Annotated in this window: 27 protein-coding genes; 13 read left to right on the forward strand and 14 right to left on the reverse strand. The window is 64.4% G+C overall.

Annotated elements, in window-relative coordinates; genetic code table 11:
* Positions 1–3: 3 nt before the first annotated feature.
* Positions 4–693 carry an FMN-dependent NADH-azoreductase gene (locus tag IG122_RS14560; protein WP_193184737.1) on the reverse strand — a complete coding sequence of 230 codons (690 nt, stop codon included), beginning with the start codon at positions 691–693 and terminating at the stop codon, positions 4–6.
* Positions 694–836: 143 nt separating this feature from the next.
* On the opposite strand from IG122_RS14560, the gene IG122_RS14565 reads away from it, so the two are divergent.
* The 8 genes from IG122_RS14565 to IG122_RS14600 all read left to right on the forward strand — a co-directional run bounded on the left by IG122_RS14565 (position 837) and on the right by IG122_RS14600 (position 8307).
* Positions 837–1730, forward strand: a complete 894-nt coding sequence (locus IG122_RS14565; RefSeq protein WP_193184740.1) for a LysR substrate-binding domain-containing protein — start codon at positions 837–839, stop codon at positions 1728–1730.
* Positions 1731–1990: 260 nt separating this feature from the next.
* Positions 1991–3091, forward strand: a complete 1101-nt coding sequence (locus IG122_RS14570; RefSeq protein ID WP_193184743.1) for a phytanoyl-CoA dioxygenase family protein — start codon at positions 1991–1993, stop codon at positions 3089–3091.
* Between the two features lie 202 nt (positions 3092–3293).
* Entirely contained in the window at positions 3294–4358 is a 1065-nt protein-coding gene (locus IG122_RS14575; protein WP_193184746.1) for a Leu/Phe/Val dehydrogenase, read from the forward strand.
* A gap of 74 nt (positions 4359–4432) precedes the next feature.
* A complete protein-coding gene (gene coaBC / locus IG122_RS14580; RefSeq protein ID WP_193184749.1) occupies positions 4433–5638 on the forward strand; it encodes a bifunctional phosphopantothenoylcysteine decarboxylase/phosphopantothenate--cysteine ligase CoaBC in 1206 nt (401 codons plus the stop codon).
* Positions 5635–6093 carry a dUTP diphosphatase gene (dut, locus tag IG122_RS14585; RefSeq protein WP_193184752.1) on the forward strand — a complete coding sequence of 153 codons (459 nt, stop codon included), beginning with the start codon at positions 5635–5637 and terminating at the stop codon, positions 6091–6093. Before coaBC ends, dut begins: the two co-directional genes overlap by 4 nt.
* A gap of 105 nt (positions 6094–6198) precedes the next feature.
* Complete coding sequence (gene cysK, locus IG122_RS14590; protein ID WP_193184755.1) at positions 6199–7158, forward strand: cysteine synthase A; 960 nt, start codon at positions 6199–6201, stop codon at positions 7156–7158.
* 6 nt (positions 7159–7164) lie between these two features.
* Positions 7165–7953, forward strand: a complete 789-nt coding sequence (locus IG122_RS14595) for a HesA/MoeB/ThiF family protein (RefSeq protein ID WP_193184758.1) — start codon at positions 7165–7167, stop codon at positions 7951–7953.
* A gap of 174 nt (positions 7954–8127) precedes the next feature.
* Positions 8128–8307 carry a hypothetical protein gene (locus IG122_RS14600; RefSeq protein WP_193184761.1) on the forward strand — a complete coding sequence of 60 codons (180 nt, stop codon included), beginning with the start codon at positions 8128–8130 and terminating at the stop codon, positions 8305–8307.
* A 5-nt stretch (positions 8308–8312) separates the two neighbouring features.
* Here the strand turns inward: IG122_RS14600 and IG122_RS14605 are convergent, their stop codons facing one another.
* Positions 8313–9299: a 2-hydroxyacid dehydrogenase gene (locus tag IG122_RS14605; protein ID WP_193184764.1), complete on the reverse strand. Its 987-nt coding sequence runs from the start codon at positions 9297–9299 to the stop codon at positions 8313–8315.
* A gap of 160 nt (positions 9300–9459) precedes the next feature.
* Between IG122_RS14605 and IG122_RS14610 the strand changes: the two genes are divergently transcribed.
* Positions 9460–9978: an SH3 domain-containing protein gene (locus IG122_RS14610; RefSeq protein WP_193184767.1), complete on the forward strand. Its 519-nt coding sequence runs from the start codon at positions 9460–9462 to the stop codon at positions 9976–9978.
* 15 nt (positions 9979–9993) lie between these two features.
* Here IG122_RS14610 and irrA read toward each other — a convergent pair whose 3' ends face one another.
* Positions 9994–10425, reverse strand: coding sequence for an iron response transcriptional regulator IrrA (gene irrA / locus IG122_RS14615; RefSeq protein WP_226893577.1), 432 nt, complete (start codon positions 10423–10425; stop codon positions 9994–9996).
* A gap of 254 nt (positions 10426–10679) precedes the next feature.
* Between irrA and fabA the strand changes: the two genes are divergently transcribed.
* The 3 genes from fabA (at position 10680) to IG122_RS14630 (ending at position 13301) form a co-directional block, all read left to right on the forward strand.
* Positions 10680–11210, forward strand: a complete 531-nt coding sequence (gene fabA / locus IG122_RS14620) for a bifunctional 3-hydroxydecanoyl-ACP dehydratase/trans-2-decenoyl-ACP isomerase (protein WP_226893578.1) — start codon at positions 10680–10682, stop codon at positions 11208–11210.
* Between the two features lies 1 nt (position 11211).
* Positions 11212–12435, forward strand: coding sequence for a beta-ketoacyl-ACP synthase I (gene fabB, locus IG122_RS14625; RefSeq protein WP_193184773.1), 1224 nt, complete (start codon positions 11212–11214; stop codon positions 12433–12435).
* A gap of 83 nt (positions 12436–12518) precedes the next feature.
* Positions 12519–13301: an enoyl-ACP reductase FabI gene (locus IG122_RS14630; RefSeq protein ID WP_193186138.1), complete on the forward strand. Its 783-nt coding sequence runs from the start codon at positions 12519–12521 to the stop codon at positions 13299–13301.
* Positions 13302–13310: 9 nt separating this feature from the next.
* Here IG122_RS14630 and IG122_RS14635 read toward each other — a convergent pair whose 3' ends face one another.
* The gene (locus tag IG122_RS14635; RefSeq protein WP_193184776.1) at positions 13311–14180 is read right to left on the reverse strand and encodes a hypothetical protein; all 870 of its coding nucleotides are present in this window, start codon (positions 14178–14180) and stop codon (positions 13311–13313) included.
* A 253-nt stretch (positions 14181–14433) separates the two neighbouring features.
* Between IG122_RS14635 and IG122_RS14640 the strand changes: the two genes are divergently transcribed.
* Positions 14434–14853 (forward strand): ribbon-helix-helix domain-containing protein, encoded by a 420-nt coding sequence (locus IG122_RS14640; protein WP_193184779.1) that lies wholly within the window; start codon positions 14434–14436, stop codon positions 14851–14853.
* Here the strand turns inward: IG122_RS14640 and ugpQ are convergent.
* The 10 genes from ugpQ to trmB form a co-directional block, all read right to left on the reverse strand.
* On the reverse strand, positions 14754–15488 hold the full coding sequence (gene ugpQ, locus IG122_RS14645; protein WP_193184783.1) for a glycerophosphodiester phosphodiesterase: 735 nt from the start codon (positions 15486–15488) through the stop codon (positions 14754–14756). The two genes, IG122_RS14640 and ugpQ, sit on opposite strands and share 100 nt — an antisense overlap.
* A gap of 5 nt (positions 15489–15493) precedes the next feature.
* Positions 15494–17611 (reverse strand): polyribonucleotide nucleotidyltransferase, encoded by a 2118-nt coding sequence (pnp, locus tag IG122_RS14650; RefSeq protein WP_193184785.1) that lies wholly within the window; start codon positions 17609–17611, stop codon positions 15494–15496.
* Between the two features lie 378 nt (positions 17612–17989).
* Positions 17990–18259, reverse strand: coding sequence for a 30S ribosomal protein S15 (rpsO, locus tag IG122_RS14655; RefSeq protein ID WP_193184790.1), 270 nt, complete (start codon positions 18257–18259; stop codon positions 17990–17992).
* Between the two features lie 14 nt (positions 18260–18273).
* Positions 18274–19200 carry a tRNA pseudouridine(55) synthase TruB gene (truB, locus tag IG122_RS14660; protein ID WP_193184792.1) on the reverse strand — a complete coding sequence of 309 codons (927 nt, stop codon included), beginning with the start codon at positions 19198–19200 and terminating at the stop codon, positions 18274–18276.
* Complete coding sequence (gene rbfA, locus IG122_RS14665; protein WP_193184794.1) at positions 19190–19630, reverse strand: 30S ribosome-binding factor RbfA; 441 nt, start codon at positions 19628–19630, stop codon at positions 19190–19192. Before rbfA ends, truB begins: the two co-directional genes overlap by 11 nt.
* Before the next feature lie 43 nt (positions 19631–19673).
* A complete protein-coding gene (infB, locus tag IG122_RS14670; protein WP_193184797.1) occupies positions 19674–22277 on the reverse strand; it encodes a translation initiation factor IF-2 in 2604 nt (867 codons plus the stop codon).
* Between the two features lie 51 nt (positions 22278–22328).
* Entirely contained in the window at positions 22329–22991 is a 663-nt protein-coding gene (locus IG122_RS14675) for an RNA-binding protein (RefSeq protein ID WP_193184800.1), read from the reverse strand.
* The gene (gene nusA, locus IG122_RS14680) at positions 22969–24537 is read right to left on the reverse strand and encodes a transcription termination factor NusA (protein ID WP_193184803.1); all 1569 of its coding nucleotides are present in this window, start codon (positions 24535–24537) and stop codon (positions 22969–22971) included. The genes IG122_RS14675 and nusA overlap by 23 nt, the downstream gene beginning before the upstream one ends.
* Positions 24538–24581: 44 nt before the next feature.
* The gene (rimP, locus tag IG122_RS14685; RefSeq protein WP_319024894.1) at positions 24582–25079 is read right to left on the reverse strand and encodes a ribosome maturation factor RimP; all 498 of its coding nucleotides are present in this window, start codon (positions 25077–25079) and stop codon (positions 24582–24584) included.
* A 163-nt stretch (positions 25080–25242) separates the two neighbouring features.
* On the reverse strand, positions 25243–25974 hold the full coding sequence (gene trmB, locus IG122_RS14690) for a tRNA (guanosine(46)-N7)-methyltransferase TrmB (RefSeq protein ID WP_319024895.1): 732 nt from the start codon (positions 25972–25974) through the stop codon (positions 25243–25245).
* Between the last annotated feature and the right edge of the window lie 19 nt (positions 25975–25993).

Here is a 25993-nt window from a genome sequence, read left to right on the forward strand (position 1 = left end):
GGATCAGGCGGCGGTTGCGGCGGCATCTGATCGGGCCATTTTCCGCACCAGTCTGTCCACGGCCGCCTCGGCAGTTGCGATCGAAGCTTGCAGCCGCTGGTCCGCGAACTCGTCATACTCGATCGCGATCCGGTGCACATCGGTGATGCCGATATAGGCGAACGGAGTCTCGACCCCCGGCTCGACATGGTTCATATGCGCCAGCCGCCGGCCCGGACCGTAATCGTAGTCACCCCGGGCGGAGAGGATGACGAGGGTCTTGCCCGCAGGCACGAGCGGCCAGTACGGCACATCGCCGCGCGCGCGATCAAACCCGAAGGTCCGGCCCACGCGGACAATATTGTCGATGTAGGCCTTGAACTGGGCCGGCATCCCGAAATTGTACATCGGAACCCCGGCGACAATGATATCGGCGGCCAGGAGTTCATCGACCAGTTCGTCGCTTTCGGCCAGCGCCTCTTCCATCCACGCCTCCCGGGCGTTCGCCGGGGTAAAGGCCGCATGAATCCAATTGCCGCTCACGGGTTTCGGCGACGAGGCGCCGACATCACGACTGACAATGCGATCATGCGGACAATGGCCACGCCATTGAGCCACGAAGCGTTCCGTCAGCCGTCTGCTATGCGACCCGAACCGGCTATCTCCGGAGAGGCCGGAGCGCGCGCTGCTGTCGATACGAAGTATGGATCTCATTATTTCATTCCCGTGATGCTTGAAAGGACGGGCGATCCTTGTCGAGGGACACTGTCAAGGATCGCTACACAGATGAATTTGTTGTTATGATGAGCCGTTTACAAACTCGGATTTTTCATCATTAAGATGAATGAGATTCATTCATGTCGCGTTTACCGCCCATCACCGCATTGAGAGCCTTCGAGGCCGCCGCAAGACATCTGAGCTTCAAGCATGCAGCCGGAGAGTTGGCGGTCACGCCGACCGCGATCAGCCATCAAGTGCGGCAGCTCGAAGAGAGCCTCGGAAAAAAGCTGTTCCGGCGAACCCCGCGGAAGGTCGAGCTGACGCCCGAGGGGCGGGATCTCTTCCCGATCGTGCGGGACGCATTCGCCTCCATGGCGATGGCCGTAGACCGCATCCGCACGCCGGCCCGCGACCGGGTCCTCACACTGTCGGCGACAACCGGCTTCACGGCGCGATGGCTGATCCCGAGATTGGCGGGTCTGAAAGCCGCGGAACCGGGTTTTACCCTTAGACTGCATGCGTCCGACGATCCGGTAGATCTGCATGGTGGTGAGGCGGATCTCGCCATCAGGTACGGAAGCGCACCTTTCCCCGGCCTTGTCGCGGAACCGATCTTCGAGGAGCGCTTTGCGCCAATATGCAGCCCCGCCCTTGCCATCCGGAGTTACAGCGATCTTCAGAATGCGCCCCTGCTCCGCAGCGAGTGGCGCCTGGAAGACGCCCGGACCCCAAGCTGGACGCGCTGGCACGAAATGGCAGGTCTGCCGGCCCCGACAACCGACGCGGCGACGGTCTTCACCGACGACAATCATCTCATCCTGGCGACTCTGGCCGGACAGGGCGTCGCGTTGCTCAGCCCGGTGCTTGTCGCGGAGGAATTGGCACGCGGCGCCCTGATCCGGCCATTCGGCCCGGATCTGACGGGCGAGACCTATTACCTTGTCCATACCGGCCGGGAAGATCTGGAGACCGACTTGCCGGTCTTGCGAGGCTGGCTGAAAGGCGAGACCGCGTGCTCGTCAAGTGAGTAGGATCGCGCTGGCGACATTGTAGATTTTCCGCGCGCACGATCCCGGACCGGGCGGCAAGCCGGCCGCGTTCGTTCTGGCCGGTCTGGCTCGTACTCTTCATCGCCGTGCCGGCGCTGCTCTTCGATTGAAGAAATTTCGATATTTTCCGGTTTCCGTCGAAAAACGAACATGCCGGGGTGGATAAACAGGGCACAAGTTTTGTAGGGTCGGCGGAGAAATTCACGCCCTGTCCAGACACACCCAATCGAGAGGCCGCCGCAATGGCCACGCCGAAAGAGACGAATCTTCCCGGCATTCCGACCTTCGACCATCCCCAGCGCCACGAACTGCTGAAGGATGCGGATCCCGAGATCCAGAGGGTTGCCGAGGCCCTGCACCGCGACGGTTATGCCGTGGTCGATTTCCCCGATCCCGGCATCGACGGGCTGATGGAGGAGATCCACGCCGCACTCACGCCCCGTTTCGATTTCCACCATTGGCGCGAGAAGCTCTGGCCGGTCTCCGACGGGCTTCGCCTCCAGGACATCTGGCAGGAGGTCGAGGCTGTCCGGAAGATCGCCTGCAACGAGCGGATTCTGGAGATCCTGAGCGCGGTCTTCGGACGCGAGGCCTTTCCGTTCCAGACCCTGAACTTCCCGGTCGGCACCCAGCAGACGCTGCATTCGGACGCCGCCTTCTTCTCAAGCGTTCCCGATGGCTTCATGTGCGGCGTCTGGCTCGCCTTCGAGCCGACTGACGAGGGCAACGGCGCGCTGCAATATGCGCCCGGCAGCCACCGCGCGCCGTTGCTGACCAACGACCGGATCGGCATGCGGGCTGCCGGCGCCGATCAGCACAAGCTGCACGAAAAACTCGCCTTCGCCTGGCAGGACCTCGTCCGCGGCAACAGTTACCAGCCGGTCACCTTCAAGGCGAAGAAGGGACAGGCGCTGATCTGGTCCGCCCATCTCCTGCATGGCGGCTCGCGCCACGCCGATATCGACCGCACGCGCTGGAGCCAGGTGACCCACTATTATTTCAAGGACTGCCTGTACTGGACGCCGTCCTACAGCGATGTTTTCGAGGGCCGCACATATGTGCGTGCGCCCTTCAACATCCTGACAGGCGAGACCGAGCAGAGCACGTATCTCGGCCGGCCCGTCCCGGCCAGCGAGGGCCCCGCCGGGAAGCCCGCACGGACCCTCTTCGAGAGAGCGGTGAGACGGGTCGCCCGCCGGGTCGCGGCACATTCAGTCGCGCTCGCCGAGGGTTTCGACAGGGAGGCCTATCTCGCCGCCAATCCGGACGTGCGTGAGTCCGGCTTTTCGCCGAAGCAGCACTGGATCCGCTACGGCTACCGCGAGGGACGGAAGCTGCGCTAGAGACACCCTGCGGCATTCCGACGCAGCTTTGTTACCGGGAACATGCGTTCCCGGCACCGGATGGTCCGGTTCCGGGCCAAATACGACCGGAAATTTTCGGCTGAATCCCCCACATTTAAGACAACGGATCGTCGGCCCGAGCGCCGACGATAAATGCGGCGCTCGACGGCCCGGCGGCAATGATCCTGTCGGGAGAGACATCATGTCCACCGTCTTCGACTCAGCCAGCTTCGACGGCCACGAGACCGTCAGCTACGCCCATTGCCCGGAGACCGGGCTGAAAGCCATCATCGCCATCCATTCCACCGCTCTCGGCCCGGCCGCGGGCGGCTGCCGCATGCGGGTCTACGACAGCACCGACGCCGCGCTAACCGACGTGCTCCGGCTCTCGCGCGGCATGACGTACAAGAACGCCATGGCCGAACTGCCGCTCGGCGGCGGCAAGGCGGTGGTGATCGGCGATCCGGCGAAAGACAAGACCGATCGCTTCCTCGAGAGCCTCGGCGACGCCGTCGAGCGGCTCGGCGGCAGCTACTGGATCGCCGAGGATATGGGCATCGGCCCGGAGGACATGGCAAAGGTCGCCCGCCGCACCCGCTATGTCGCCGGATTGACCAGAGGCAAGGCGGCAAGCGGCGATCCCTCGCCGGTCACTGCCGAGGGCGTCTTCCGCGGCCTGAAAATCGCCGTGAAGCACAAGCTGCAGCGCCCGAGCGTGAAGGGCCTCACCGTCGCCATCCAGGGCATCGGCCATGTCGGCTACGGCCTCGCCCGGCTGCTGCACGGAGCGGGCGCCAGTCTGGTCATCGCGGATGTGAACGAGACGGCACTGAAATCCGCCGTTGCCGAGTTCGGCGCAGACGTCGTCGACACTGACGCGATCTACGATGTCGACGCGGACGTCTTCGCCCCCTGCGCCGGCGGCGCGATCCTCAATGCGGACACCATCCCGCGGCTGAAGGTCCCCGTCGTCGCCGGCGCCGCCAACAACCAGTTCGACGTCCCGGAAAGCGGGGATCTGCTGAAAGAGCGCGGCATCCTCTATGCCCCGGACTACGTCATCAACGGCGGCGGCATCATCAATGTCGCGGCCGAGATCTCCGGCAACTACGACCCCGAATGGGTTCGCGCCAAGCTCGACCGCCTGATGCAGACCCTGGACGCCGTCTTCACCGAGGCCGCCCGCCAGGACCTGCCCCCGGGCGAGGTCGCCGACCGGATCGCGCGGCAACGGATCGAGGAGGCGCGGCTCAGGAAGGCGGGATAAGGCGCCACGATCTTGCCTCTCCGCCGCCTCGGCCCTACAGTCCGCACCGTCTGAGACATCGAGAGGATGGCCCCATGGCCTCCGGCAAAAGGGTCCTGCTGATCGTCGGCGGCGGCATTGCCGCCTACAAGTCGCTTGAGCTCGTCCGGCTGCTGCGCAAGCGCGGGGTCGCGGTGCGCGCCGTGCTGACGAAAGCGGGCGCCGAGTTCGTGACCCCGCTCAGCCTCTCGGCGCTGACCGAGGACAAGGTCTATAGCGCGCTCTTCTCCCTCACCGACGAGGCGGAGATGGGGCATATCCAGCTCTCCCGCTCGGCCGACCTGATCGTCGTCGCGCCCGCGACCGCGGACCTGCTGGCGAAGATGCGCGCGGGGCTCGCGAACGACCTCGCCTCCACCCTGCTGCTCGCCACCGACACCGACGTCCTCGCTGCACCGGCGATGAATGTGCGCATGTGGACCCACGCGGCGACGCAGGAGAACATGAAGGTTCTGAAAGAACGAGGCATCGGTTTCATCGGACCGGACGAGGGCGACATGGCCTGCGGCGAATACGGACCGGGCCGCATGGCGGAGCCGGAGGCGATCGCCGCGGCCGTCATGGCTCGGCTCGACCCCGCAGCGCGGCCGCTCGCCGGCAAGCGCGCGGTTGTGACCAGCGGGCCGACGCACGAGCCGATCGACCCGGTGCGCTATATCGCCAACCGCTCCTCCGGCAAGCAGGGCCATGCCATCGCGGCGGCGCTCGCGGCGGCGGGCGCCGAGGTCACGCTGGTCACCGGCCCGACGCGGGAACCGGACCCAGAGGGCGTGACGGTGACGCATATCGAGACGGCGCGCGAAATGCTGGCCGGGGTCGAGAAAGCCCTGCCGGCGGATATCGCAATCTTCGCCGCCGCCGTCGCGGACTGGCGTGTCGCCTCCGAGGCCGCGCAGAAGCTGAAGAAGGACGGCAGCGGCAAGGTGCCGTCGCTCGCCATGACCGAGAACCCGGACATCCTGAAGACGATCTCCGGCCTGGACGGGAAGCGGCCCGCTCTCGTGGTTGGTTTCGCTGCCGAAACGGAAAAGGTCATCCAGCACGCGACCGAGAAACGCGCCCGCAAGGGCTGCGACTGGATCCTCGCCAACGATGTCAGCCCGGCAACCGGGACCTTCGGCGGCGATGCCAACACCATCCATCTCATCACCGGCGCGGGCAGCGAGGACTGGCCGCGGCTGACCAAGAAAGAAGTGGCGGAGAAACTCGCCGCCCGCATCGTGGAGCATTTCAGCGCATGACCAGCGCCACCGTCGACGTGAGGGTCCAGCGCCTGCCGCATGGCGCGGACCTGCCGCTGCCCGCCTACCAGACGGCCGACAGCGCCGGCATGGATCTGCTCGCCGCCATCGCCGAGGACGTTGTGCTAGCCCCGGGCGAACGGAAGCTCATTCCGACCGGACTCGCCATCGCGCTGCCGCCGGGCTACGAGGGCCAGGTACGGCCGCGCTCCGGTCTCTCGCTGCGCAACGGGATCACCCAGCTGAACACGCCCGGCACCATCGACGCGGACTATCGCGGCGAGATCGGCGTCATCCTGATCAATCACGGCGCCGAGCCCTTCACCGTGACGCGCGGCATGCGCATCGCGCAGATGGTGGTGGCGCCGGTGATCCAGGCGCGCTGGAACGAGGTGACGGCACTGGACGAGACCGAGCGCGGGAGCGGCGGTTTCGGTTCGACCGGGACCGGGTGAGGCTGGCGCCGGATCGCGCAGACACCCGTTCTGCGGCACTACTTTAATCCCGCGGCTGGCGAACCCAGCTTGAACGGGAGACATTCTTCGGCATGGGAGGAAGAGATGAACTCACCTGAATTCCGCGGCAGGATCTATGACAGCATCCTCGACACGGTCGGCGCGACGCCGCTGGTCCGCGTCTCCAAACTCGCGGCCGCGGAGGGCGTGAAGGCGGACATCATCGGCAAGCTGGAATTCTTCAATCCGCTCGCCTCGGTGAAGGACCGGATCGGTCTCGCCATGATCGACGCGGCGGAGAAGTCCGGTGCCCTCAAGCCCGGCGCCACGATCATCGAGCCGACCAGCGGCAATACCGGCATCGGGCTCGCCTTCGTCGCCGCCGCACGCGGCTACAAGCTGGTCCTGACAATGCCGGAATCCATGTCGATCGAACGGCGCAAGATGCTCGCCTTCCTCGGCGCCGAGATCGTGCTCACCGAAGCTCCGAAGGGCATGAAGGGCGCCATCGCCAAGGCAGAGGAACTGCTCGCCGCGACCCCGGGCGCCTTTATGCCGCAGCAGTTCGACAATCCGGCCAACCCGGACGTGCATGTCCGCACCACGGCCGAGGAGATCTGGAAGGACACGGGTGGCAACATCGATGTCTTCGTTTCCGGCATCGGCACCGGCGGCACCATCACCGGCGCCGGCGGCGTGCTGAAGCAGCGCAACCCGAAGCTCCATGTCGTCGCGGTCGAGCCCGAGGCCAGCCCGGTCCTGTCCGGCGGCGACCCGGCTCCGCACAAGATCCAGGGCATCGGCGCCGGCTTCGTGCCGAGCATCCTGAATACCGGGATCTATGACGAGATCGTCAAGGTGAGCAACGAGGCGGCGATCGAGACCAGCCGCAAGGCGGCCCGTATCGAGGGTCTGCCGGGCGGGATCTCCTCCGGCGCCGCGCTCTGGGCCGCGATGGAGATCGGCAAGCGGCCGGAGATGGCGGGCAAGCGCATCATCACAATCATTCCGAGCTTCGCCGAGCGCTACCTTTCGACGGCCCTCTTCGAGGGTCTCGGGGAATAAGCCGGCATGGAGCTGAGCGACGAGCAGTTTCACCGCTATGCCCGCCACCTGATCCTGGATGAGGTGGGCGACGAGGGGCAGGAGAAGTTGCTCTCCTCGAAAGTTCTGGTGATCGGCGCCGGCGGGCTCGGCTCGCCGCTCCTGCTTTATCTCGCCGCGGCGGGCGTCGGCACGCTTGGAATCGTCGATGACGACGTGGTAGATCTCAGCAATCTGCAGCGCCAGATTGCCCATGCCTCCGATGCGGTCGGGGTCTCGAAGGTCGAGTCCGCGGCGGCATCGGTCGCCCGGATCAATCCGGGCATCCGGGTCGAGACCCATGCCGAACGGCTGACCGCCGCCAACGCCTCACGCCTGTTCCGGGACTACGACCTGATCGCCGACGGCAGCGACAATTTCGCCACCCGCTATCTCGCCAACGATGCTGCCTATTTCGCCGGCAAGCCGCTCGTTTCCGGCTCGCTGCTGCGTTTCGAGGGCCAGCTCGCGACCTTCCGGGGCGGCGTCAAGGGACATGAGGGCGAGCCCTGCTACCGCTGCCTCTTTCCGAGCGAGCCGCCACCCGGCATGATCCCGCGCTGCGAGGAGGCCGGCATTCTCGGCGCCGTTGCAGGGGTCATCGGCACCCTGCAGGCGACCGAAGCGATCAAGGAACTGCTCGGCCTCGGCAGCTCGCTCTCCGGCCATCTTCTGATCTATGACGCGCTCGGCCCGACCTTCCGCAAGATGAAGGCCGCCCGCGATCCCGGCTGCACGCTCTGCGGCACCGACCCCACGATCCGCGAAATCGCCTAGACACCGCCCCATTTCCGCCCGGTTTGACCTGTGTAGTTTGCCACAGCGGGACTCGGTAATGGTTTGGAATGACTCACTCCATGACCATATCCGTTACGTAAGCAATCGCAGAGGGATGCAGCCGACCGATTCCATTTATGGATGGAATGGAGGCCGTCCCGGGAGCAAGGGGAAATGGCGAAGGATCGCAAGACGAGCAACAGGACCGAGAACGGCGTGGTGCCGAGCAAGGCCGATCTCCAGGCCACCGGCTCCTGGTCGATGCCGTTCTTCACCGTCGCGCTGGTCCTGACCATCCTGCTGATCGGCACGATGTTCGGCTCCGACCACGCCAGCGCTTTCTTCGGCCAGTAGGCTTTCTAGAAATCCAGTTCGAGGACCCGGTCCGGCGGACGGTGCCCGTCGACGAAGGTCTTCACGTTCACGATCACCTTCTCGCCCATGTCGATCCGGCCCTCGATCGTGGCCGAGCCCATATGGGGCAGCAGCACCACGTTCTGCTGCTTCAGGAGCCGCGGATCGACTTCCGGCTCGTGCTCGAAGACATCCAGCCCGGCACCGGCGAAGTCCCTGTTCGCCAGGGCCTGGACAAGCGCATTCTCGTCCACCACCTCGCCACGCGAGGTATTCACCATGATGGCATGCGGCTGCAGCAGCGCGAGCCGGCGCTGGTTCAGTAGGTGGAAGGTCGCCGGCGTGCGCGGACAATTGACCGAGATGATGTCCATCCGGGACAGCATCTGGTCGAGATTCTCCCAATAGGTCGCCTCGAGCTCCTGCTCGATCTCCGGATGCAGCCGGCGCCTGTTGTGATAGTGGATCGAGAGACCGAAGCCCCGGGCCCGCTTGGCCACCGCCTGGCCGATCCGTCCCATGCCGATGATGCCGAGCCGCTTTCCGTGGATGCGGTGCCCGAGCATGATTGTCGGACCCCAGCCTTCCCATTTCCCCGAGCGCACCAGCTTCTCGCCCTCCACCAGCCGGCGCGAGACCGCGAGGATCAGCGCCATCGTCATGTCCGCCGTGTCCTCGGTCAGGACACCCGGCGTATTGGTGACGATGATCCCCTTCTTCTTCGCCGCGGGCACGTCGATGTGATCGACGCCGGTCCCGAAGGAGGCGATGAGCTTGAGTTTCGGCCCGGCGCCATCGATCAGCGCCGCATCCAGCTTGTCCGTCACCGTCGGCACCAGGACGTCCGCCTCGGCCATCGCCGCCTGCAGCTGTTCCCGGGTGAAAGGCTCGTCACTCATGTTGAGCCGCGTATTGAACAGCTCCATCATCCGGGTTTCCACCGGGTCCGGCAGTTTCCTCGTCACGATGACAAGCGGCTTGCTGGTGGTCATGGGCTATGTCCCTCCCCAGGAACGGCGCGATAAACCGGGAAATATCAGGGGTCCGGCGAATTGTCCACAAAGCGCCCGGCCTCCCCGCTATATAGCGGTCGTCCCCCTTATCAGCCCCCATCTCTAGTGGTATGCTGACCGGAAATTCAGGATCGGATCCATGCTGTTCAGACTGTTTTCGCTGCTCGCCGTTCTGCTGATCGTGCCGACCTCGCTCCTTGTGACGGTCCATACGCCGGCGCGGGCCGAAACCGTCGGCAGCGTAACCGGCCTGCCGATCCCGCGCTATGTCACGCTGCGGGCCGACGAGGTCAATGTCCGGACCGGGCCCGGCGTGCGCTATCCGGTCGACTGGGTCTTCGTACGCGAGAACATGCCGGTGGAGATCGTCTCGGAATTCGAGAACTGGCGGAAGATCCGGGATTTCGAGGGTACCGAGGGCTGGGTCCACCAGAGCATGCTCTCCGGCCGCCGTTCGGTCCTCGTCATCGGGCGCAAGCAGACCCTGAGACGCGAGGCGACGGACAGCTCGCCCGCGGTCGCGCATATGGAGGCTGGGGTCGTCGCCTGGCTCGACAGCTGCGTGCGGGAATGGTGCGAGATCGAGGTATCCGGCCTCAGCGGCTGGGTGCACCGCTCGGCGATCTGGGGCGTCCGCGTCGACGAATCCCTGCGCTAGGGCTTCGCCCCCGGCTTACTGATCCTTGGATTTCAGACGGATGATGAGATCGACCCGTTCGATCTCCGTGCCTTCCGGCGCGTCCGGGATGTTCACGAAGCCGATCTTCTCGCCCGGAATATCCGTCAGGCAGAGTTCGTCCTCGATGAAGAAATGGTGATGGTCGGTGATGTTCGTGTCGAAATAGGACCGGCCGGACTCGACCACGACCTCGCGCAGGAGTCCGGATTCGGTGAACTGATGCAGTGTGTTGTAGACGGTGGCAAGCGAGACCGTGATACCGGACTCCGCAGCTTCCTTGTGCAGCTGTTCGGCCGTCACATGCCTGTCGCCGGTCGCGAAGAGAAGATCCGCGAGCGCAAGACGCTGACGTGTCGGACGCAAGCCTGCACGGGTCAGACGCCCGGACAGGTTTTCGCTATCGATATTCACTTCCGCACCGCTCATTCCCGGTTTCCCTTTAGGTCTCTCGGGCTCGACTTTGCCTAGGCATTTCAAACCTTAGACAGAGCGTCAATAAGCCCCATATGTCAAGAGATCCTATAAGGCGCAACATGTGATCGCTTGCGTTGGGTACCTTATCTGCGGTACGCGGTGCATGAAATGTGGGAGATAGCGCGGTCGCCGGGTTGCGGTCTATCATGGAGCCGAATGAAACCGGCAGCGCAGTGAAAGCCGGTCTGCGGGAAGGAACAGCATTGTTGGACTTCAAGGAAAAGAGCAGCTTCGATTACGACGACCTGATCGCCTGCGCGAAAGGAAAGTTGTTCGGCCCCGGAAATGCACAGCTTCCGATGCCGCCGATGCTGATGTTCGACCGCATTACCAAGCTTTCGACCGAGGGCGGCGCCTATGGCAAGGGCGAGGTCACGGCCGAATTCGACATCAAGCCGGACCTCTGGTTCTTCAAATGCCATTTCGAGGGCGATCCGGTGATGCCCGGCTGCCTCGGCATGGATGCGCTCTGGCAGCTGCTCGGCTTTACCCTCGGCTGGATGGGCGGACCGGGTTCCGGGCGCGCGATTTCGGTCGGCGAGGTGAAATTCACCGGCCAGGTCCTGCCAACCGCCAAACTGCTGACCTATACTCTGGACCTGAAACGCGTGATCATGCGCAAGCTCTATATGGGCATCGCCGACGGCCGCGTCGATTGCGACGGAGCCACAGTTTTCGAAGCCAAAGACATCCGGGTCGGTCTGTTCCAGAACACCGCCGCCGAGGGAGCCAGCTGACATGCGTCGCGTCGTCGTTACCGGCCTCGGGATCGTTTCCAGTATCGGCAACAATGCCGAGGAAGTGACCGCGTCCCTCAAGGCCGGAAAGTCAGGCATCGAATTCGCCCCGGACTATGCCGATCTCGGCTTCCGCAGCCACGTGCACGGGTCGATCAAGCTGGATCCGGCAGAGCATATCGACCGCAAGCAGATGCGCTTCATGGGCCCGGGCGCGGCCTATAACTATATCGCGCTGGAACAGGCGATCGCCGATGCGGGGCTCGAGCCGAACGAGGTCAGCAACCCGATGACCGGCATGGTCATGGGCTCCGGCGGCCCCTCCACCTCGAACATGATGAACGCGTTCGACATCGCCCGTGAGAAGGGTCCGAAGCGTGTCGGCCCCTACATGGTGCCGCGGGTGATGTGCAGCACCAATTCCGCGACGCTCTCGACCGCCTTCCAGGTCAAGGGCCTCAGCTACTCGATCTCGTCCGCCTGTTCGACCAGCTCGCACTGCATCGGCAATGCCTACGAGCTGATCCAGATGGGCAAGCAGGACATCATGCTGGCCGGCGGCGGCGAGGAGCTGCACTGGACCCTGTCCGTACTGTTCGACGCCATGGGCGCACTGTCCTCCAAGTACAACGACACGCCGGAAAAGGCCTCGCGCGCCTATGATGCGAACCGCGACGGTTTCGTCATTTCCGGCGGCGGCGGGGTTCTGATCCTCGAGGAACTGGAACGCGCCAAGGCCCGCGGCGCAAAGATCTACGGCGAGATCGTCGGCTACGGCGCGACCTCCGACGGGGTCGACATGGTGGCTCCGTCCGGCGAGGGCGCGGTGCGCTGCATGCAGATGGCCCTCAAGGGCATCGACCAGCCAGTCGATTACATCAATACGCACGGCACGAGCACTCCGGTCGGCGATACAAAGGAGCTGGAAGCGATCCGCGAGGTCTTCGGAAAGCGGAACGCGATTCCCGCGATCAGCTCGACCAAGTCCCTCACCGGTCACTCCCAGGGCGCGACGGGCGTGCACGAGGCGATCTACACGCTGCTGATGATGAAGGACGACTTCATGGCCGCCTCGGCCAATATCGACGAGGTCGATCCCGAAGCGACAGACATGCCGATCCTGCGCGAACGCCGTGACAATGCCGGGATTCGCCTCGCGCTTTCCAACAGTTTCGGGTTCGGCGGAACAAATGCCGTGCTAGCATTTCAGAAGTACGACGCCTGAGCGGAGGGGCGAGCGGGATGACCGACCTGATTGACGACCTTGCCGATCAGCGCGAGGCCGAGAACGTGCCGTTCCAGGGATTGATGGCCGGCAAGCGCGGCCTCGTCATGGGCGTCGCCAACGATCGCTCGATTGCCTGGGGCATTGCCTCCGCGGTCGCGGGCCAGGGGGCGGAACTCGCCTTCACCTATCAGAACGAGAGCCTGAAGAAGCGTGTCGAACCGCTGGCGGGGAGCGTCGGCTCCACGCTCGCGGTGATGTGCGACGTCGGCGATGACGACGCGCTCGACCGTGCCTTCGACGAGATCGGCACCGCTTGGGGCGGTCTCGATTTCGTGCTGCACGCCATCGCCTATTCGGACAAGGGCGAGCTGAAGGGGCGTTATGCCGATACCAGCCGCGAGAATTTTCTCAACACGCTGGATATCTCCTGCTTTTCCTTCACCAACATCGCGCGCCGCGCCTGGCCGCTGATGAAGGATGGCGGGAGCATGCTGACGCTGTCCTATCTCGGCGCCAACCGGACGACGCCGAACTACAATGTCATGGGAGTCGCGAAAGCCGCGCTCGAGGCCAGCGTGCGCTATCTCGCCGCCGATCTGGGCGAGCACGGGATCCGCGTCAACGCGATTTCGGCGGGCCCGATGAAGACGCTTGCCGGCTCGGCGATCGCCGATGCGCGCCACACCTTCCGCTTCGCCGAGAAGAATGCGCCGCTGAAGCGCAATGCGTCCCTCAACGAAGTCGGGCAGGCCGGGCTTTATCTGCTGAGCGATCTTTCGACCGGGGTCACCGGCGAGATTCATTATGTCGACGGCGGTTTCCACACCGTCGCCATTCCCAAGCCGGATCGCGAGGAAGAATAGAGGGCTGTATCAGGGACGGCGGGTTCTGAGGTCGACGACGCCTTCGCCGCCGCCCGGCTCGTATCCCGGAAGCTTTTTCTGCAGCAGGTCGACGGCCAGGCCGTTCGTCTGCGGGCGGGTGATGCTGAGGATCTTCGGCAATCCGTCCTTGGACTCGAACGGGAACAGCAGGCGCAGGAACCGCCGCTCCTCTCCATGCGCGTAATTGCGGTGCACGATGGCAAGGTTCGGCCACTGGGTTTCGCGGCAGACGAGATAATCCTCAAGCTGACAGCCCCGCAGGGCCTCGTCATCGAGCTCGGCGAACTTCATCCCCGTAATGTCGGCACCTTTCCACATACCGGTGCCGTTATCCCAGTGCTCGATGAAGAAGGCGTTCGGATCGTCCTCACCGACATTGAAGATATGGATCGCGCATTGCGGCGCCAGCGCCCGTAGCACGGCGATCTTGAATTTCGTCTCGAGCAGCCGGCCGTCCGGTTCGCGCACTTTATTTATATAGGCCGCGCAACGCTCCACCTGGTCCGGGTCGAGCCCGTGCAGCATCTCATCGCGCACATAGATCTTCCGGCTGCGGCTGAGGTCGCTTTCCCAGATCTTGTATCCGATGACCGGATCGTTCTTTGCGGGGACGATCAGCTTCTCGTTCGCGTCGTCGCTCGCAGGCTCCCAATCCTCCGGGATGACCTCGTCGAGCCGCTGAAGGGTCTTCAGCGACGCCTCGAATTCCGGGCTGTCGATATCTTTCAGAAGAGTATCGGAAATCCCTGCCGCCGAGGCGAACTTGTACTTCCGTATTCCCGACTCGAGGTAATAGCGGTGGCAGCGGTGCCGCAGCTCCGCTTCGAGTTGAGATATCGCTTTCTTGTACCGACCCATACTGAAAGTCTATTCCCATTTTTCTGGGAATGCAATTTCCATTTTTTTGGGAATTTTTTGCCAGGGCTGAAAATCACACGAAACAGACTGAATAATTTTTATCCCATAAAAACAATATGTTAGATTCATTTTGTGTACATAGGTATGCAAAATCAGCACGCTAGACGCGTAGCCTAAACAATTTACGCTTGCGCTTTCCCATTTTTCTGGGAATAGTGACACTCATGAATGCCCTACTTACTGGAGACACCTCATGGCAGACAGCTTCAAACCGTCGGGACAGGGTAAAGACATATTCAATTCGGCCCTGAAGACGGTGGAAGACGGGGATAACGACGCGAGCCGCATGGTGCGCCGTCACTTCCGTCTGGAGAACCGGCGGACGAGCATCTGCCTGCATCCCGAGGAGTGGGACATGTTCGACATGGTGTCGAAGCGGCTCGGCTATGACGTCAAGGCGCTGATCAACGAAATCGACCGGACCCGTGGCGACAGCTCGGTTCCGTCCGCGATGCGGGTTTTCATGCTGGGATACTGGCGTGATCTGGCGCGGATGAACGCCGGCCGTGCGGCTCAGGCGAGCGCAGCCACCAGGGAAGGTTCGTCGGTGATGACCGCGTCCACGCCCCACGCGATCAAGGTCGCGGCGCGCAGCGGATCGTTCACGGTATAAGTCAGGGTTCTGAAGCCCGCATCCCGGATCGCGGCGACAGCCGCCTCGGTGAGCGGGCGATGGTTCGGATGGACCGAAACGCATCCAAGATCTTCGGCGGCTTGCCGCCACCCGTCTGCCAGACGCTCACAGAGATAGCCCCGATGAAAATCCGGGGCTTTTTCTTTGGCCACTTCCAGGCATTCCCGCTCGAAGCTCGAGACCACGATCCGGTCCGTCAGATCCGGGCAGAGCGCGTTCAGCGTCTCCGAGACCACTTCCGCGGTCCGGATGGCGTGGCCCTTGGCCGGCTTGATCTCGACATTCATCGCAAGGCCGAGAGCACGGCAGCAGGCGATCGCGTCGGCGAAACTCGGGATCCGCTCGCCGGCGAAGTCCGGCGCGAACCAGGCACCCGCATCGAGGCGCCCGAGGGCCTCCGCGTCCTGCGCGCAGAACCGGCCGCGGCCGTCGTTGGTGCGGCCCAGCTTCTCGTCATGATGCAGCATCGGAACCTCGTCCGCGCTCAGCATGACGTCGAACTCCACCCATGAAAAACCGGCCTCCGCCGCCAGGCGGAAGCCGGTCAATGTATTCTCGGGCGCCGTAGCGGCCACCCCGCGATGTCCGATCACACGGGATAGCCGCAGGCCCATGGTGTTTATTCCTCGGCCGGCTTCTCGGAGAGGTCTTCGCCGGTCTCCTGGTCGACGACCTTCATCGACAGCTTGACCTTGCCTCGGTCGTCGAAGCCGATGACCTTGACCTTCACCTGGTCGCCGACATTGACCACGTCGGTGGTCTTGCCGACGCGCTCGTTCTTCAGCTCGCTGATGTGAACGAGGCCGTCCTTGGCGCCGAGGAAGTTCACGAAGGCGCCGAAATCGACGGTCTTCACGACCTTGCCGTTGTAGATCACGCCGATCTCCGGCTCCGCGACGATGTAGCGGATCCGCTCGAGCGCCGCTTCGGTGGAGGCGGTGTCGACCGCCGCGACCTTCACCGTACCGTCGTCGTCGATATCGATCTTGGCGCCGGTGGTCTCGCAGATCTCACGGATCATCTTGCCGCCCGGGCCGATGATTTCGCGGATCTTGTCGGTCGGGACCGTGATGGTGGTGATACGCGGCGCATTCTCGGAGACGCCCTCGCGGGAGGTCGTCAGGGCCTTGGCCATTTCGCCGAGGATGTGCTTGCGCCCGTCCCGGGCCTGATCCAGCGCGATCTTCATGATCTCCTCGGTGATCGAGGTGATCTTGATGTCCATCTGCAGGGAGGTGACACCCTTCTCCGTGCCGGCAACCTTGAAGTCCATGTCGCCGAGATGATCCTCGTCGCCGAGAATATCGGAGAGAACCGCGAACTCGTCGCCTTCCTTGATCAGGCCCATGGCGATACCGGCCACCGGCGCGCTCAGCGGAACGCCCGCATCCATCAGCGACAGGGAGGTGCCGCAGACCGTCGCCATCGAGGAGGAGCCGTTGGACTCGGTGACCTCGGAGACGACCCGGATGGTGTAGGGGAAAGCTTCCTTCGACGGCAACAACGGCCGCACGGCGCGCCACGCGAGCTTGCCGTGGCCGATTTCGCGCCGGCCCGGGGAGCCCATGCGGCCCGCTTCACCGACCGAGTAGGGCGGGAAGTTGTAGTGCAGCATGAAGTGCTCGCGGTATTCGCCTTCGAGCGCGTCGATGATCTGCTCGTCCTGGCCGGTGCCGAGGGTGGCGACGGCCAGCGCCTGGGTCTCGCCGCGGGTGAACAGCGCGGAGCCGTGGGCACGCGGCAGAATGCCGACCTCGGAGACGATCGGGCGCACCGTCTTGGTGTCGCGGCCGTCGATCCGCTGGCCGGTCTTCAGGATCGCGCCTCGGACGACGTCGGCCTCGATGCCTTTCATCAGGCCCTTGGCGATGTCTTTGTCCGCGTCATCCTCGAAAATGGCCATGCCCTTCTCGCGGACCGCAGCAACGTTGACCTGCCGCTGGGTCTTGTTCGGCTCGGCATAGGCCTCGGTCATGTCGGCGGCGATCGCCGCCTTCAGGGCATCGCGCACGCGGGCGACGTCTTCGCTCTCGCCCGGTAGATCCATCGGCTCCTTGGCGCAGGCTTCGGCGAGGTCGATGATCGCGTCGATCACCGGCTGGAACGCCTTGTGGCCGAAGGTCACGGCGCCGAGCATCACCTCTTCGGACAGCTCGGAGGCCATGGACTCGACCATGAGCACGCCTTCCTGGGTGCCGGCGAGGACCAGATCAAGCTCTGAGTCCGGCAAGTCGCTCTGGCGCGGGTTAAGGATGTACTCACCATCCTTGTAGCCGACGCGGCAGGCCGCGATCGGACCGAGGAACGGCACGCCGGAAATGGTCAGCGCGGCGGAGGCGCCGATCATGGCGACGACGTCCGGATCGTTCTCCAGGTCATGCGACAGAACGGTGCAGATGACCTGCGTCTCGTTCTTGAAGCCCTTGACGAAGAGCGGACGGATCGGCCGGTCGATGAGGCGCGAGGTCAGCACTTCCTTCTCGGTCGGGCGGCCTTCGCGCTTGAAGAAACCACCAGGGATCTTGCCGGCGGCAAAGGTCTTTTCCTGATAGTTCACGGTCAGCGGGAAGAAGTCGACACCCGGCTTCGGCTGGCGCGCGTAGACCGCGGTGCAAAGCACGGTGGTCTCACCGAGCGTCGCCATCACGGCGCCGTCGGCCTGGCGCGCGATCTTGCCGGTTTCGAGCGTCAGCTTGCGCCCGCCCCAGTCGATTTCTTTTTTGTAGATCTGAAACATTCAGCTTTCCTTCAAAGCTGAACCGCTCGGTTCCGAGCCTCGGTCAATATGCTGTCTCGTGTGGTATGGGGCTGTCCGGGACGGTTCTTCAAACGCAGCGCCTCGTCTGGCGCGGGAGAACGGTCCGGGAGGCCCTCGGTCACCGAATACAGTTCGAACGAGGTGACACCCGGCTCATATTTCTCGGTGTCGATATCGGTGCGGTTCTTCGGTTTTTCCTCTATTGAGCGGGCCTTCAATCGCATGGATCGCCGGGGGCGTCAAATGCCAATCACGGCGCCCGATAACGGCTGTCCATCGAAGCCCTGCAGAAACGCAAACCGCCCCACGGCAATCGCGGGGCGGGTGCGGTCCTGTTCCTTAGTCCTGCGGCACGGATTAGCGGCGCAGGCCCAGTTCGGAGATGATGGTCTGATAGCGCTCGACGCTCTTCGACTTCAGATAGTCGAGCATGCGGCGGCGCTGGCCGACCATGATCAGAAGCCCACGGCGGGAGTGAAAGTCCTTCTTGTGGGTCTTCAGGTGTTCGGTGAGGTTCACGATGCGCTCGGTGAGGATCGCAACCTGAACTTCCGGCGAACCGGTGTCGCCCTTTTCGCGGCCGAACTTTCCGATGAGCTCGGTCTTGCGCTCTTGCGTAATCGACATCGGATACTCCTAGGTCAAAGGTTGAGTACGCGCATGGGACAAATACAGCCGCCGTCGATCCGTCCGATCGCCACGGGACTGCCCCCGGAAACGGCGTACATCAGGTCGCCTTCCCGGAGATCTCCGAAACGGTCAAGGTCCATGGCCCGGAAGACCGGGACGGACTGACCGCATCTGAGCTTATTTGCCTCTGCACCGGCCAGAGTGAGCGCCGGGATGCCGTCCAGCGCCGTTTCCACCGGCAATAGGTGCTCGAAAGCGGCGGGACTATGATCCAAAGCTTTCAAGGAATCCAGAGAAATCGCATCTTTTTCGAGGAACGGGCCCACCCGGTGCCGCCGGAGCATCGAAATATGCCCGAGGGTTCCCGTTGCGCGGGCGATATCGCGCGCCAGGCTGCGCATGTAGGCACCCTTGCCGGAACCGACCCGGAACAGCGCCCGGTCGGCGCCGCGCATCTCGACCAGATCGAAGAAATCGATCCGCACCTCGCGCGGCGAGAGCTCGACCGGCTCCTCGTTGCGCGCAAGATCGTAGGCCCGCTGGCCCTGGATCTTCACGGCGGAGAATTTCGGCGGGACCTGGGTGATCGTGCCGATGAAATCCGGCAACGCGGCCTCGATCGCAGCCTCGTCCGGGCGCGCCTCGGAGGTTCCTGTGACCGCGCCCTCGAGATCGTCGGTCGAGCGTTCCTCGCCCCAGGTCACCTCGAAGGTATATTCCTTCGACGCATCCATCACATAGGGAACGGTCTTGGTCGCCTCGCCGAGGGCGATCGGCAGGATCCCGGTCGCCAGCGGATCGAGCGTCCCGGCATGACCCGCCTTCTGCGCGTCGAAAACACGGCGGACGGCGGAAACCGCCTGGGTCGAGGTGACGCCCAACGGCTTGTCGAGGATCACCCAGCCATTGACCGGATTGCCGCGTTTCCTACGCGCCATTGCCGTCCTCTTCCCCGTCTTCGTCTTTTTCGAGATCGGCACGCACCACCGGGTCCTGGAACATCTGGTTGATCCGGCTGGCGGTCTCGAACGCCGTGTCGATGATGAAGCGCATCCGCGGAACGGTGCGCAGGGTCATCTGCTTTGCCAGCATCGTGCGCAGGAACGGCGCCGCCCTTTTCAGGCCGGCGAGCACGTCGTCCGCATGGGCGCCGCCGAGCGGCATGACGAAGACGGTGGCGTTGCGAAGGTCCGGACTGACCGAGACCTCGCTCACCGTGATCGAGACTCCATCCAGCTCCGGGTCGTGCAACTCGCCGCGCTGGAATACGCCGGCGAGCACATGACGCACTTCCTCGCCGACGCGCAACTGGCGCTGGGACGGCGCGCGACCACGCCGCCCTGCCTTGTCAGGGTGCGATCCAACCACTTTCTAGCTCCCGTCAGTCAGTGTGACAGTCAAACCCCGCCGGTCAGGACGAGGTGCTGGCCTGCTGGACCGATTCCAGGCTCCGCGCGACTTCCTTCACCTCGAAGCACTCGATGAAATCGCCGACCTGGATATCGTTGTAGTTCTCGAACGCGGCGCCGCATTCGTAGCCCTCGCGGACTTCCTTCACCTCGTCCTTGAAGCGCTTCAGCGTCTTCAGCGTGCCTTCGTGGATCACCACGTTGTCGCGCAGCAGGCGGACCTTGGCCGCACGACGGAGCATGCCTTCGGTGACCATGCAACCGCCGACCTTGCCGACCTTGGTGATGTTGAAGACTTCGCGGATTTCCGCATTGCCGAGGAACTCTTCCTTAAGATCCGGGGACAGCATGCCGGTGAGCGCCGCTTTGATGTCGTCGATCAGCTCGTAGATGATCGAGTAATAGCGGATCTCGAGACCTTCCTGCGCCGCCAGATCCCGCGCCTGCGGGACCGCGCGGACGTTGAAGCCGATGATCAGCGCACCGGAGGCCTTGGCAAGGCTCACATCGGACTCGCTGATGCCGCCGACCGCACCGTGCAGGATGCGTACCGCGACCTGGTCGTTGGAGATCTTCTCCAGGGTCGACCGGATCGCTTCCAGCGAGCCGTGCACGTCGGTCTTGATGACCACGGGCAACTCTTCGGCCTGGCCCGCTGCGATAGCGGACAGCATCTGCTCGACGGAACCGCGGGCGCCGGCCACGGCCGACTTCTCGCGCAGTACGCGCTGACGGTACTCCGCGATCTCCCGGGCCTGACCCTCGGTCTCGACCACGCCGAACTCGTCACCCGCAACCGGTGTGCCCTGCAACCCGAGAACCTCGACCGGCATGCTCGGGCCGGCGCTCTGGATGCGCTGGCCATGGTCGTCCAGCAGTGCGCGGACGCGGCCCCACTCGGCGCCGGCCACGAAGATGTCGCCGACATTGAGGGTGCCCTTGATGATGAGCACGGTCGCGACGCTGCCGCGGCCCTTTTCCATCTTCGCCTCGACCACGGCGCCTTCGGCACGGCGGTCCGGATTGGCTTTGACCTCGAGCAGTTCCGCCTGCAGGAGGATCGCCTCCTCCAGCTTGTCGAGGCCCTGCTTGGTCTTTGCCGAGACATCGACGGCAAGCACGTCGCCGCCCATCTCCTCGACCACGATCTCGTGCTGGAGCAGCTCCTGGCGTACCCGGTTCGGATCGGCGTCCGGGAGGTCGCACTTGTTGACCGCGACGATGATCGGACAGCCGGCCGCCTTGGCATGCCGGATGGCTTCCACGGTCTGCGCCATGATGCCGTCATCGGCCGCCACGACGAGGACGACGATATCGGTGACGTTCGCGCCGCGCGCCCGCATTTCGGTGAAGGCCTCGTGGCCCGGCGTATCGAGGAAGGTGATCTTCGCGCCGGAAGGCACGGTCACCTGGTAGGCGCCGATATGCTGGGTGATGCCGCCGGCTTCGCCCGCCGCCACGTCGGAGCGCCGGAGCGCGTCCAGCAGCGAGGTCTTGCCGTGGTCGACGTGACCCATGACGGTCACGACCGGCGCACGCGGCTTCAGGTCTTCCGGAGCATCGTCCTTGACCTGGAGCTGCAGCTCGACGTCGGATTCCGACACGCGCTTCGCCTTGTGGCCGAATTCGGCCACCACGAGCTCGGCGGTATCGCTGTCGATCGACTGCGTGATGGTCGCCATCATGCCCATCTTCATGAGCGTCTTGATCACGTCGCCCGCACGTTCCGCCATACGGTTGGCGAGTTCCTGAACGGTGATCGCGTCCGGAATGACGACTTCGCGGACTTGTTTGGCCTGTTCGCCACCCTCTTCGCGCATCCGCTGCTTCTCGCGCTCGCGGGCGCGGCGCACGGAGGCCAGACTGCGGGAGCGTTCGCCGCCGCGATCGTCGAGTGCCTGGGAGACCGTCAGCTTGCCCGACCGGCGGCGCTGCTCGCCACGCCGGCTCGGAGTCGGGGCCGCACGGCGGTCCGGCGCACCGGCACCGCCACCGCCACCGCGGCGTTTGCTGCGCCGGCCTTCACTGTCTTCTTCCGGCATCGCCGGAGCCGCGGCCGCAGCCGGGCCACGATCGGGCTGATTGCGCGGTTCCGTCGGACGGGTAGCGGCACGTTCGGCCTGGGCCTTGGCTTCGCGCGCGGCAGCCTCTTCGGCGAGGCGCGCTGCTTCCTCCTGGCGCTCCTTGCCTTCGGCGTCGGCAATCCGGCGCATTTCCTCAAGTTCGGCCTGACGGCGATCAACCGGCTCCGGCGCCGCGTCCGGCGCGGGTTCGGGCGCCGCTTCGGTAGCCGGCTGCGCCTGCTCGGCGGCAGTCGTCAGCTCTGACGCCTCGGTGCGCGCGGCTTCCTGCTGCTTCAGGCCTTCCTTCAGCGCCCGGGTACGACGTTCCCGCTCCTCCGCGCTCAGGCCTCCGGAATCACCGGCACCGCCAGGACCGCCGGGACCGCCGACGCGCTTGCGCCGCCGTTCGACCTGAACAGTCTTGGACCGGCCATGGGAGAAGCTCTGCTTCACCTGATCCTTGTCGACGGACTTTCCGAGGGAAAGTTTCCCCCGTCCGGACAGGCTCAGTTTCTTGCGATCAGTCTCGTTGCTCGTTGTCATTCTAGGTCGCGCGTCTTTTCCATGATACCGGGCAGGGGCCTCAATACACCCCTAGCCGTTGTTTTCCAAGCCGAGTCGAGAAATATCGCCCCGGAATCCTGCAAGTCGTGCAAATTCTCGTGTCAAACGGGCCGTCAGACCCTTCGAATGGTCGCCTGCCGCCAGGATGGCCGCATGCACCGTCTGCTCACGGTCGAAGGCCGCTCCGAGCTCGGAGCGGGTCAGCAGCGCCATGGCCGGAAGGCCATCGCCAAGCCGCTTCATCTTTTCCCGCGCATCCACGGCGCCGTCCGCCGCTTCGATCAGCAGAACCGCCTTGTGGTGACGCACGGCGTCCTCGACCTTGGCATGACCGGCGATGGCCGCTCCTGCCCGCCGGGCCAGCCCGATAAGCGACTGGATCGAGGCAACGAGCATGGCTTCGACGGCCTCGACGAGGTCGTCGCGCACCGTGACCTTCTGCTTGGCGGCACGGGAAAAGGCCCGCTTGCGGCTGGCCTCGGCAAGCGCATCCCGGCTCGCCGTGACCCAGAGGCCGCGGCCGGGCAGCTTTTCGGAAAGATCCGGGACCACGTCACCGTCCGGGCCGATCACAAAACGGATCATGCCCTCCGGGCCGCCGCTCGCGCCGGTGGCGATGCACCTGCGGTCGCCGCGGCCGGAACGGTCGCTATCGGCTAGCGCGAGGGTCTCATGTTGCCGGGGTCTCGTCATGAGCCTCCCCAGCTTCGGCACCGTCGTCGCCGGCCTCGGACTCCTCGTCCTCGAACCAGTGCGCGCGGGCCGCCATGATGACCTCGTTCGCCGTGTTCTGATCGAGGCCCGCCTCCGGCAGCATCTCGATCAGCTCGTCGCCGGCGAGATCCGCCAGATCGTCCAGAGTCTTCACGCCCTGTTCGGCGAGCTGGACGATATTGGCGAGGCTCAGGCCCTCGAAATTCAGCAGGTCTTCCGCCACGCCGAGTTCGGTGCTGCGGTCCTGGAGACGGTTGCGTTCGGCCTCGGCAAAGGCCAGCGCCCGGTTCTGCAGCTCCTCGGCGATATCCGCATCGAAACCTTCGATGCTCATCAGATCCTCGAGCGGCGAATAGGCGATCTCGTCGACCGAGGTGAAGCCTTCCGCGACAAGCAGATGCGCAATGACATCGTCGATATCGAGGGAGTCGATGAAGGTCTTCGACCGGGTCTTGAACTCTTCCTGACGGCGCTCGGACTCCTCGGCCTCGGTCAGGATGTCGATATCCCAGCCGGTGAGGATGGAGGCGAGGCGCACGTTCTGGCCGCGGCGGCCGATGGCGAGGCTGAGCTGGTCGTCCGGCACCACCACTTCGATACGGCGCTGCTCCTCGTCCAGGACCACCTTGCTGACCTCCGCCGGAGCGAGACCGTTGACCACGAAGGTCGCCGGGTCCTCGGACCAGGGAATGATGTCGATCTTCTCGCCCTGCAGCTCGCCGACCACGGCCTGCACGCGCGAGCCGCGCATGCCGACGCAGGCGCCGACCGGATCGATGCTGCCGTCGTAGGAAATCACCGCGATCTTTGCGCGGCTGCCCGGATCGCGGGCGACCGACTTGATCTCGATGATGCCGTCGTAGATTTCCGGCACTTCCTGCTTGAACAGGTTGGCCATGAACTGCGGATGGGTGCGCGAGAGGAAGATCTGCGGGCCCCGCTGTTCCTCGCGGACGTCGTAGATGTAGGCGCGCACGCGGTCGCCGTTGCGGAAGCTTTCGCGCGGCAGCAGCTCATCGCGGCGCAGCACCGCCTCGGCCCGGCCGAGATCGATGGTGACGTTGCCGAACTCGACCCGCTTGACGATGCCGTTGACGATCTCGCCGACGCGGTCCTTGAACTCTTCGTACTGGCGGGCCCGCTCTGCCTCGCGCACCTTCTGCACGATCACCTGCTTGGCGGTCTGCGCGGCGATGCGGCCGAAATCGATCGGCGGCAGCGGATCGACGATCAGGTCGCCCGCCTTCAGGTTCGGGTCCCGCTTCTGCGCGGCGGCGACCGAGATCTGGGTCATCTCGTCCTCAACCTCGTCGACCACCTCGGTCACGCGGACGAGTTCGATAGCGCCGCTGGCGCGGTCGATATTGGCCCGGATGTCACGATCGTGGCCGTATTTGGAGCGGCCGGCTTTCTGGATCGCCTGCTCCATCGCCTCCAGGACCTCGTCGCGCTCGATACCTTTCTCGCGCGCTACGACATCGGCGACTTGAATCAGTTCAAGCTTGGGTTGGGTTGCCGTTTCCATGGGTCGCGTCTTCTTGCCGTTTGTTCCGTTTACCCCGGACCGCCTCAGATCTCGCCGCGCTCGGCAGCGTCGATCAGAGCATCGGTCAATACCAGTTTCGCCGTGCGGATCGCAGCAAAGGGAAAGCTCAGCTTCTCCCCGTCCTGTTCGATCGCGACGGTTCCGTCTTCCGCGGCCCCGAGGACTTCGCCCCGGAACCGCTTGCGTCCGTCCACCGGCACCTCGAGTTCGATCTTCGCCTCGAAACCGCTGAAACGGTCGTAATCCTCCGGCCGCACCAGCGGGCGGTCGATCCCGGGCGAACTGACCTCGAGATTGTATTCCCCGGAGATCGGGTCCTCGACATCGAGGATCAGGGAGATCGCCCGGCTGATATCGGCGCAATCGTCGACCGTCATCTGGGTACGGTCGGTGCGCTCCGCCATAATCTGCAGGACGGCCTTCCGGCCGCCGGTGAAGCTCACCCGCACAAGATCGTATCCCATCGACTCGACCGATGGCCCGATCATCGCGGCAATGCGCTCGTTAAGCTGTTGCGTCACCCGGATCCTCTAACAGTCCGACCCGGCCGAAACCGGGATAATCGACCCTCCGGAAGCGCAAAAAAAAAGTGGGCCGTTGGCCCACCCTATCAGCGTTACCGATTGGGTCATGTAATGGAAACCCGAATATAACCCAGTGCGCGAATGCTTCAAGAAAATTCGGTCAACCGGTGGTATCGAGACGCTCGAAACGCATGAAGGCCGGCCGCCGGCCCTGCGCCCGGGCCTTGGCCTCGTAGCGCGTCTCGGGCCAGTCGTCCGGCCGGACCCGCCAATCCTGCGGTCCGCGCGCAAGCCAGCGAAATCCCTCATTCGCCGTCGCCCGCGCCAGCATCCAGCGCAGATAGCCCATATCGTCGGTTGCCAGCCGGAGCTCGCCACCCGGCTTCAGCAGGCGGTGAAATTCGGCAATGGTCTCGTGCTGGATGATGCGGCGTGCATGGTGCCGCTTCTTCGGCCAAGGGTCGGCGAAGAGTACGGCGATCCGGTCGAGGCAGCCATCCGGCAGTACGGCGAGCAGGTCGCGCACGTCGTCCGGATAGATCCGCACATTGCCGAGACCGCGATCCTCGCAATGGCGGATCAGGCTGGCGACGCCGTTCATGAAAGGCTCGGAGCCGATGAAGCCGACCCGTGGGTTCATTTCCGCCTGGGCGGCCAGATGCTCGCCGCCGCCGAAGCCGATCTCGAGCCAGATCTCTTCCGTATCCGGCGGAAACAGTCTCCGTGGATCCAGCCTGGCGCCGGGTGTGTCCGGCAGCTCCACGCGAAGCTCCGGCAGCCGCGTTTCGAGCAGCGTCTCCATACCCGCACGCAAGCGCCGACCGCGCCTTCTGCCATAGAAGACGCGGTCGCGCTGTACAATGTCTTTCGGATCTTCCTTGCCCGTGGGCACGGTTCAGTCCCGTTTCTCG

It is taken from the genome of Nisaea sediminum (assembly GCF_014904705.1).
GTDB lineage: Bacteria > Pseudomonadota > Alphaproteobacteria > Thalassobaculales > Thalassobaculaceae > Nisaea > Nisaea sediminum.

Bases quoted from the DNA above. Each gene is read 5' to 3' on its own strand.
- IG122_RS14630 (WP_193186138.1), top strand. From the start codon at position 12,519: ATGGCCGGCAAGCGCGGCCTCGTCATGGGCGTCGCCAACGATCGCTCG.
- IG122_RS14570 (WP_193184743.1), top strand. From the start codon at position 1,991: ATGGCCACGCCGAAAGAGACGAATCTTCCCGGCATTCCGACCTTCGAC.
- IG122_RS14560 (WP_193184737.1), bottom strand. From the start codon at position 693: ATGAGATCCATACTTCGTATCGACAGCAGCGCGCGCTCCGGCCTCTCC.
- IG122_RS14595 (WP_193184758.1), top strand. From the start codon at position 7,165: ATGGAGCTGAGCGACGAGCAGTTTCACCGCTATGCCCGCCACCTGATC.
- nusA (WP_193184803.1), bottom strand. From the start codon at position 24,537: ATGGAAACGGCAACCCAACCCAAGCTTGAACTGATTCAAGTCGCCGAT.
- IG122_RS14565 (WP_193184740.1), top strand. From the start codon at position 837: ATGTCGCGTTTACCGCCCATCACCGCATTGAGAGCCTTCGAGGCCGCC.
- IG122_RS14635 (WP_193184776.1), bottom strand. From the start codon at position 14,180: ATGGGTCGGTACAAGAAAGCGATATCTCAACTCGAAGCGGAGCTGCGG.
- IG122_RS14600 (WP_193184761.1), top strand. From the start codon at position 8,128: ATGGCGAAGGATCGCAAGACGAGCAACAGGACCGAGAACGGCGTGGTG.
- irrA (WP_226893577.1), bottom strand. From the start codon at position 10,425: ATGAGCGGTGCGGAAGTGAATATCGATAGCGAAAACCTGTCCGGGCGT.
- pnp (WP_193184785.1), bottom strand. From the start codon at position 17,611: ATGTTTCAGATCTACAAAAAAGAAATCGACTGGGGCGGGCGCAAGCTG.
- cysK (WP_193184755.1), top strand. From the start codon at position 6,199: ATGAACTCACCTGAATTCCGCGGCAGGATCTATGACAGCATCCTCGAC.
- truB (WP_193184792.1), bottom strand. From the start codon at position 19,200: ATGGCGCGTAGGAAACGCGGCAATCCGGTCAATGGCTGGGTGATCCTC.
- dut (WP_193184752.1), top strand. From the start codon at position 5,635: ATGACCAGCGCCACCGTCGACGTGAGGGTCCAGCGCCTGCCGCATGGC.
- IG122_RS14675 (WP_193184800.1), bottom strand. From the start codon at position 22,991: ATGACGAGACCCCGGCAACATGAGACCCTCGCGCTAGCCGATAGCGAC.
- infB (WP_193184797.1), bottom strand. From the start codon at position 22,277: ATGACAACGAGCAACGAGACTGATCGCAAGAAACTGAGCCTGTCCGGA.
- fabB (WP_193184773.1), top strand. From the start codon at position 11,212: ATGCGTCGCGTCGTCGTTACCGGCCTCGGGATCGTTTCCAGTATCGGC.
- IG122_RS14605 (WP_193184764.1), bottom strand. From the start codon at position 9,299: ATGACCACCAGCAAGCCGCTTGTCATCGTGACGAGGAAACTGCCGGAC.
- rpsO (WP_193184790.1), bottom strand. From the start codon at position 18,259: ATGTCGATTACGCAAGAGCGCAAGACCGAGCTCATCGGAAAGTTCGGC.
- IG122_RS14575 (WP_193184746.1), top strand. From the start codon at position 3,294: ATGTCCACCGTCTTCGACTCAGCCAGCTTCGACGGCCACGAGACCGTC.
- ugpQ (WP_193184783.1), bottom strand. From the start codon at position 15,488: ATGGGCCTGCGGCTATCCCGTGTGATCGGACATCGCGGGGTGGCCGCT.
- IG122_RS14640 (WP_193184779.1), top strand. From the start codon at position 14,434: ATGGCAGACAGCTTCAAACCGTCGGGACAGGGTAAAGACATATTCAAT.
- IG122_RS14610 (WP_193184767.1), top strand. From the start codon at position 9,460: ATGCTGTTCAGACTGTTTTCGCTGCTCGCCGTTCTGCTGATCGTGCCG.
- coaBC (WP_193184749.1), top strand. From the start codon at position 4,433: ATGGCCTCCGGCAAAAGGGTCCTGCTGATCGTCGGCGGCGGCATTGCC.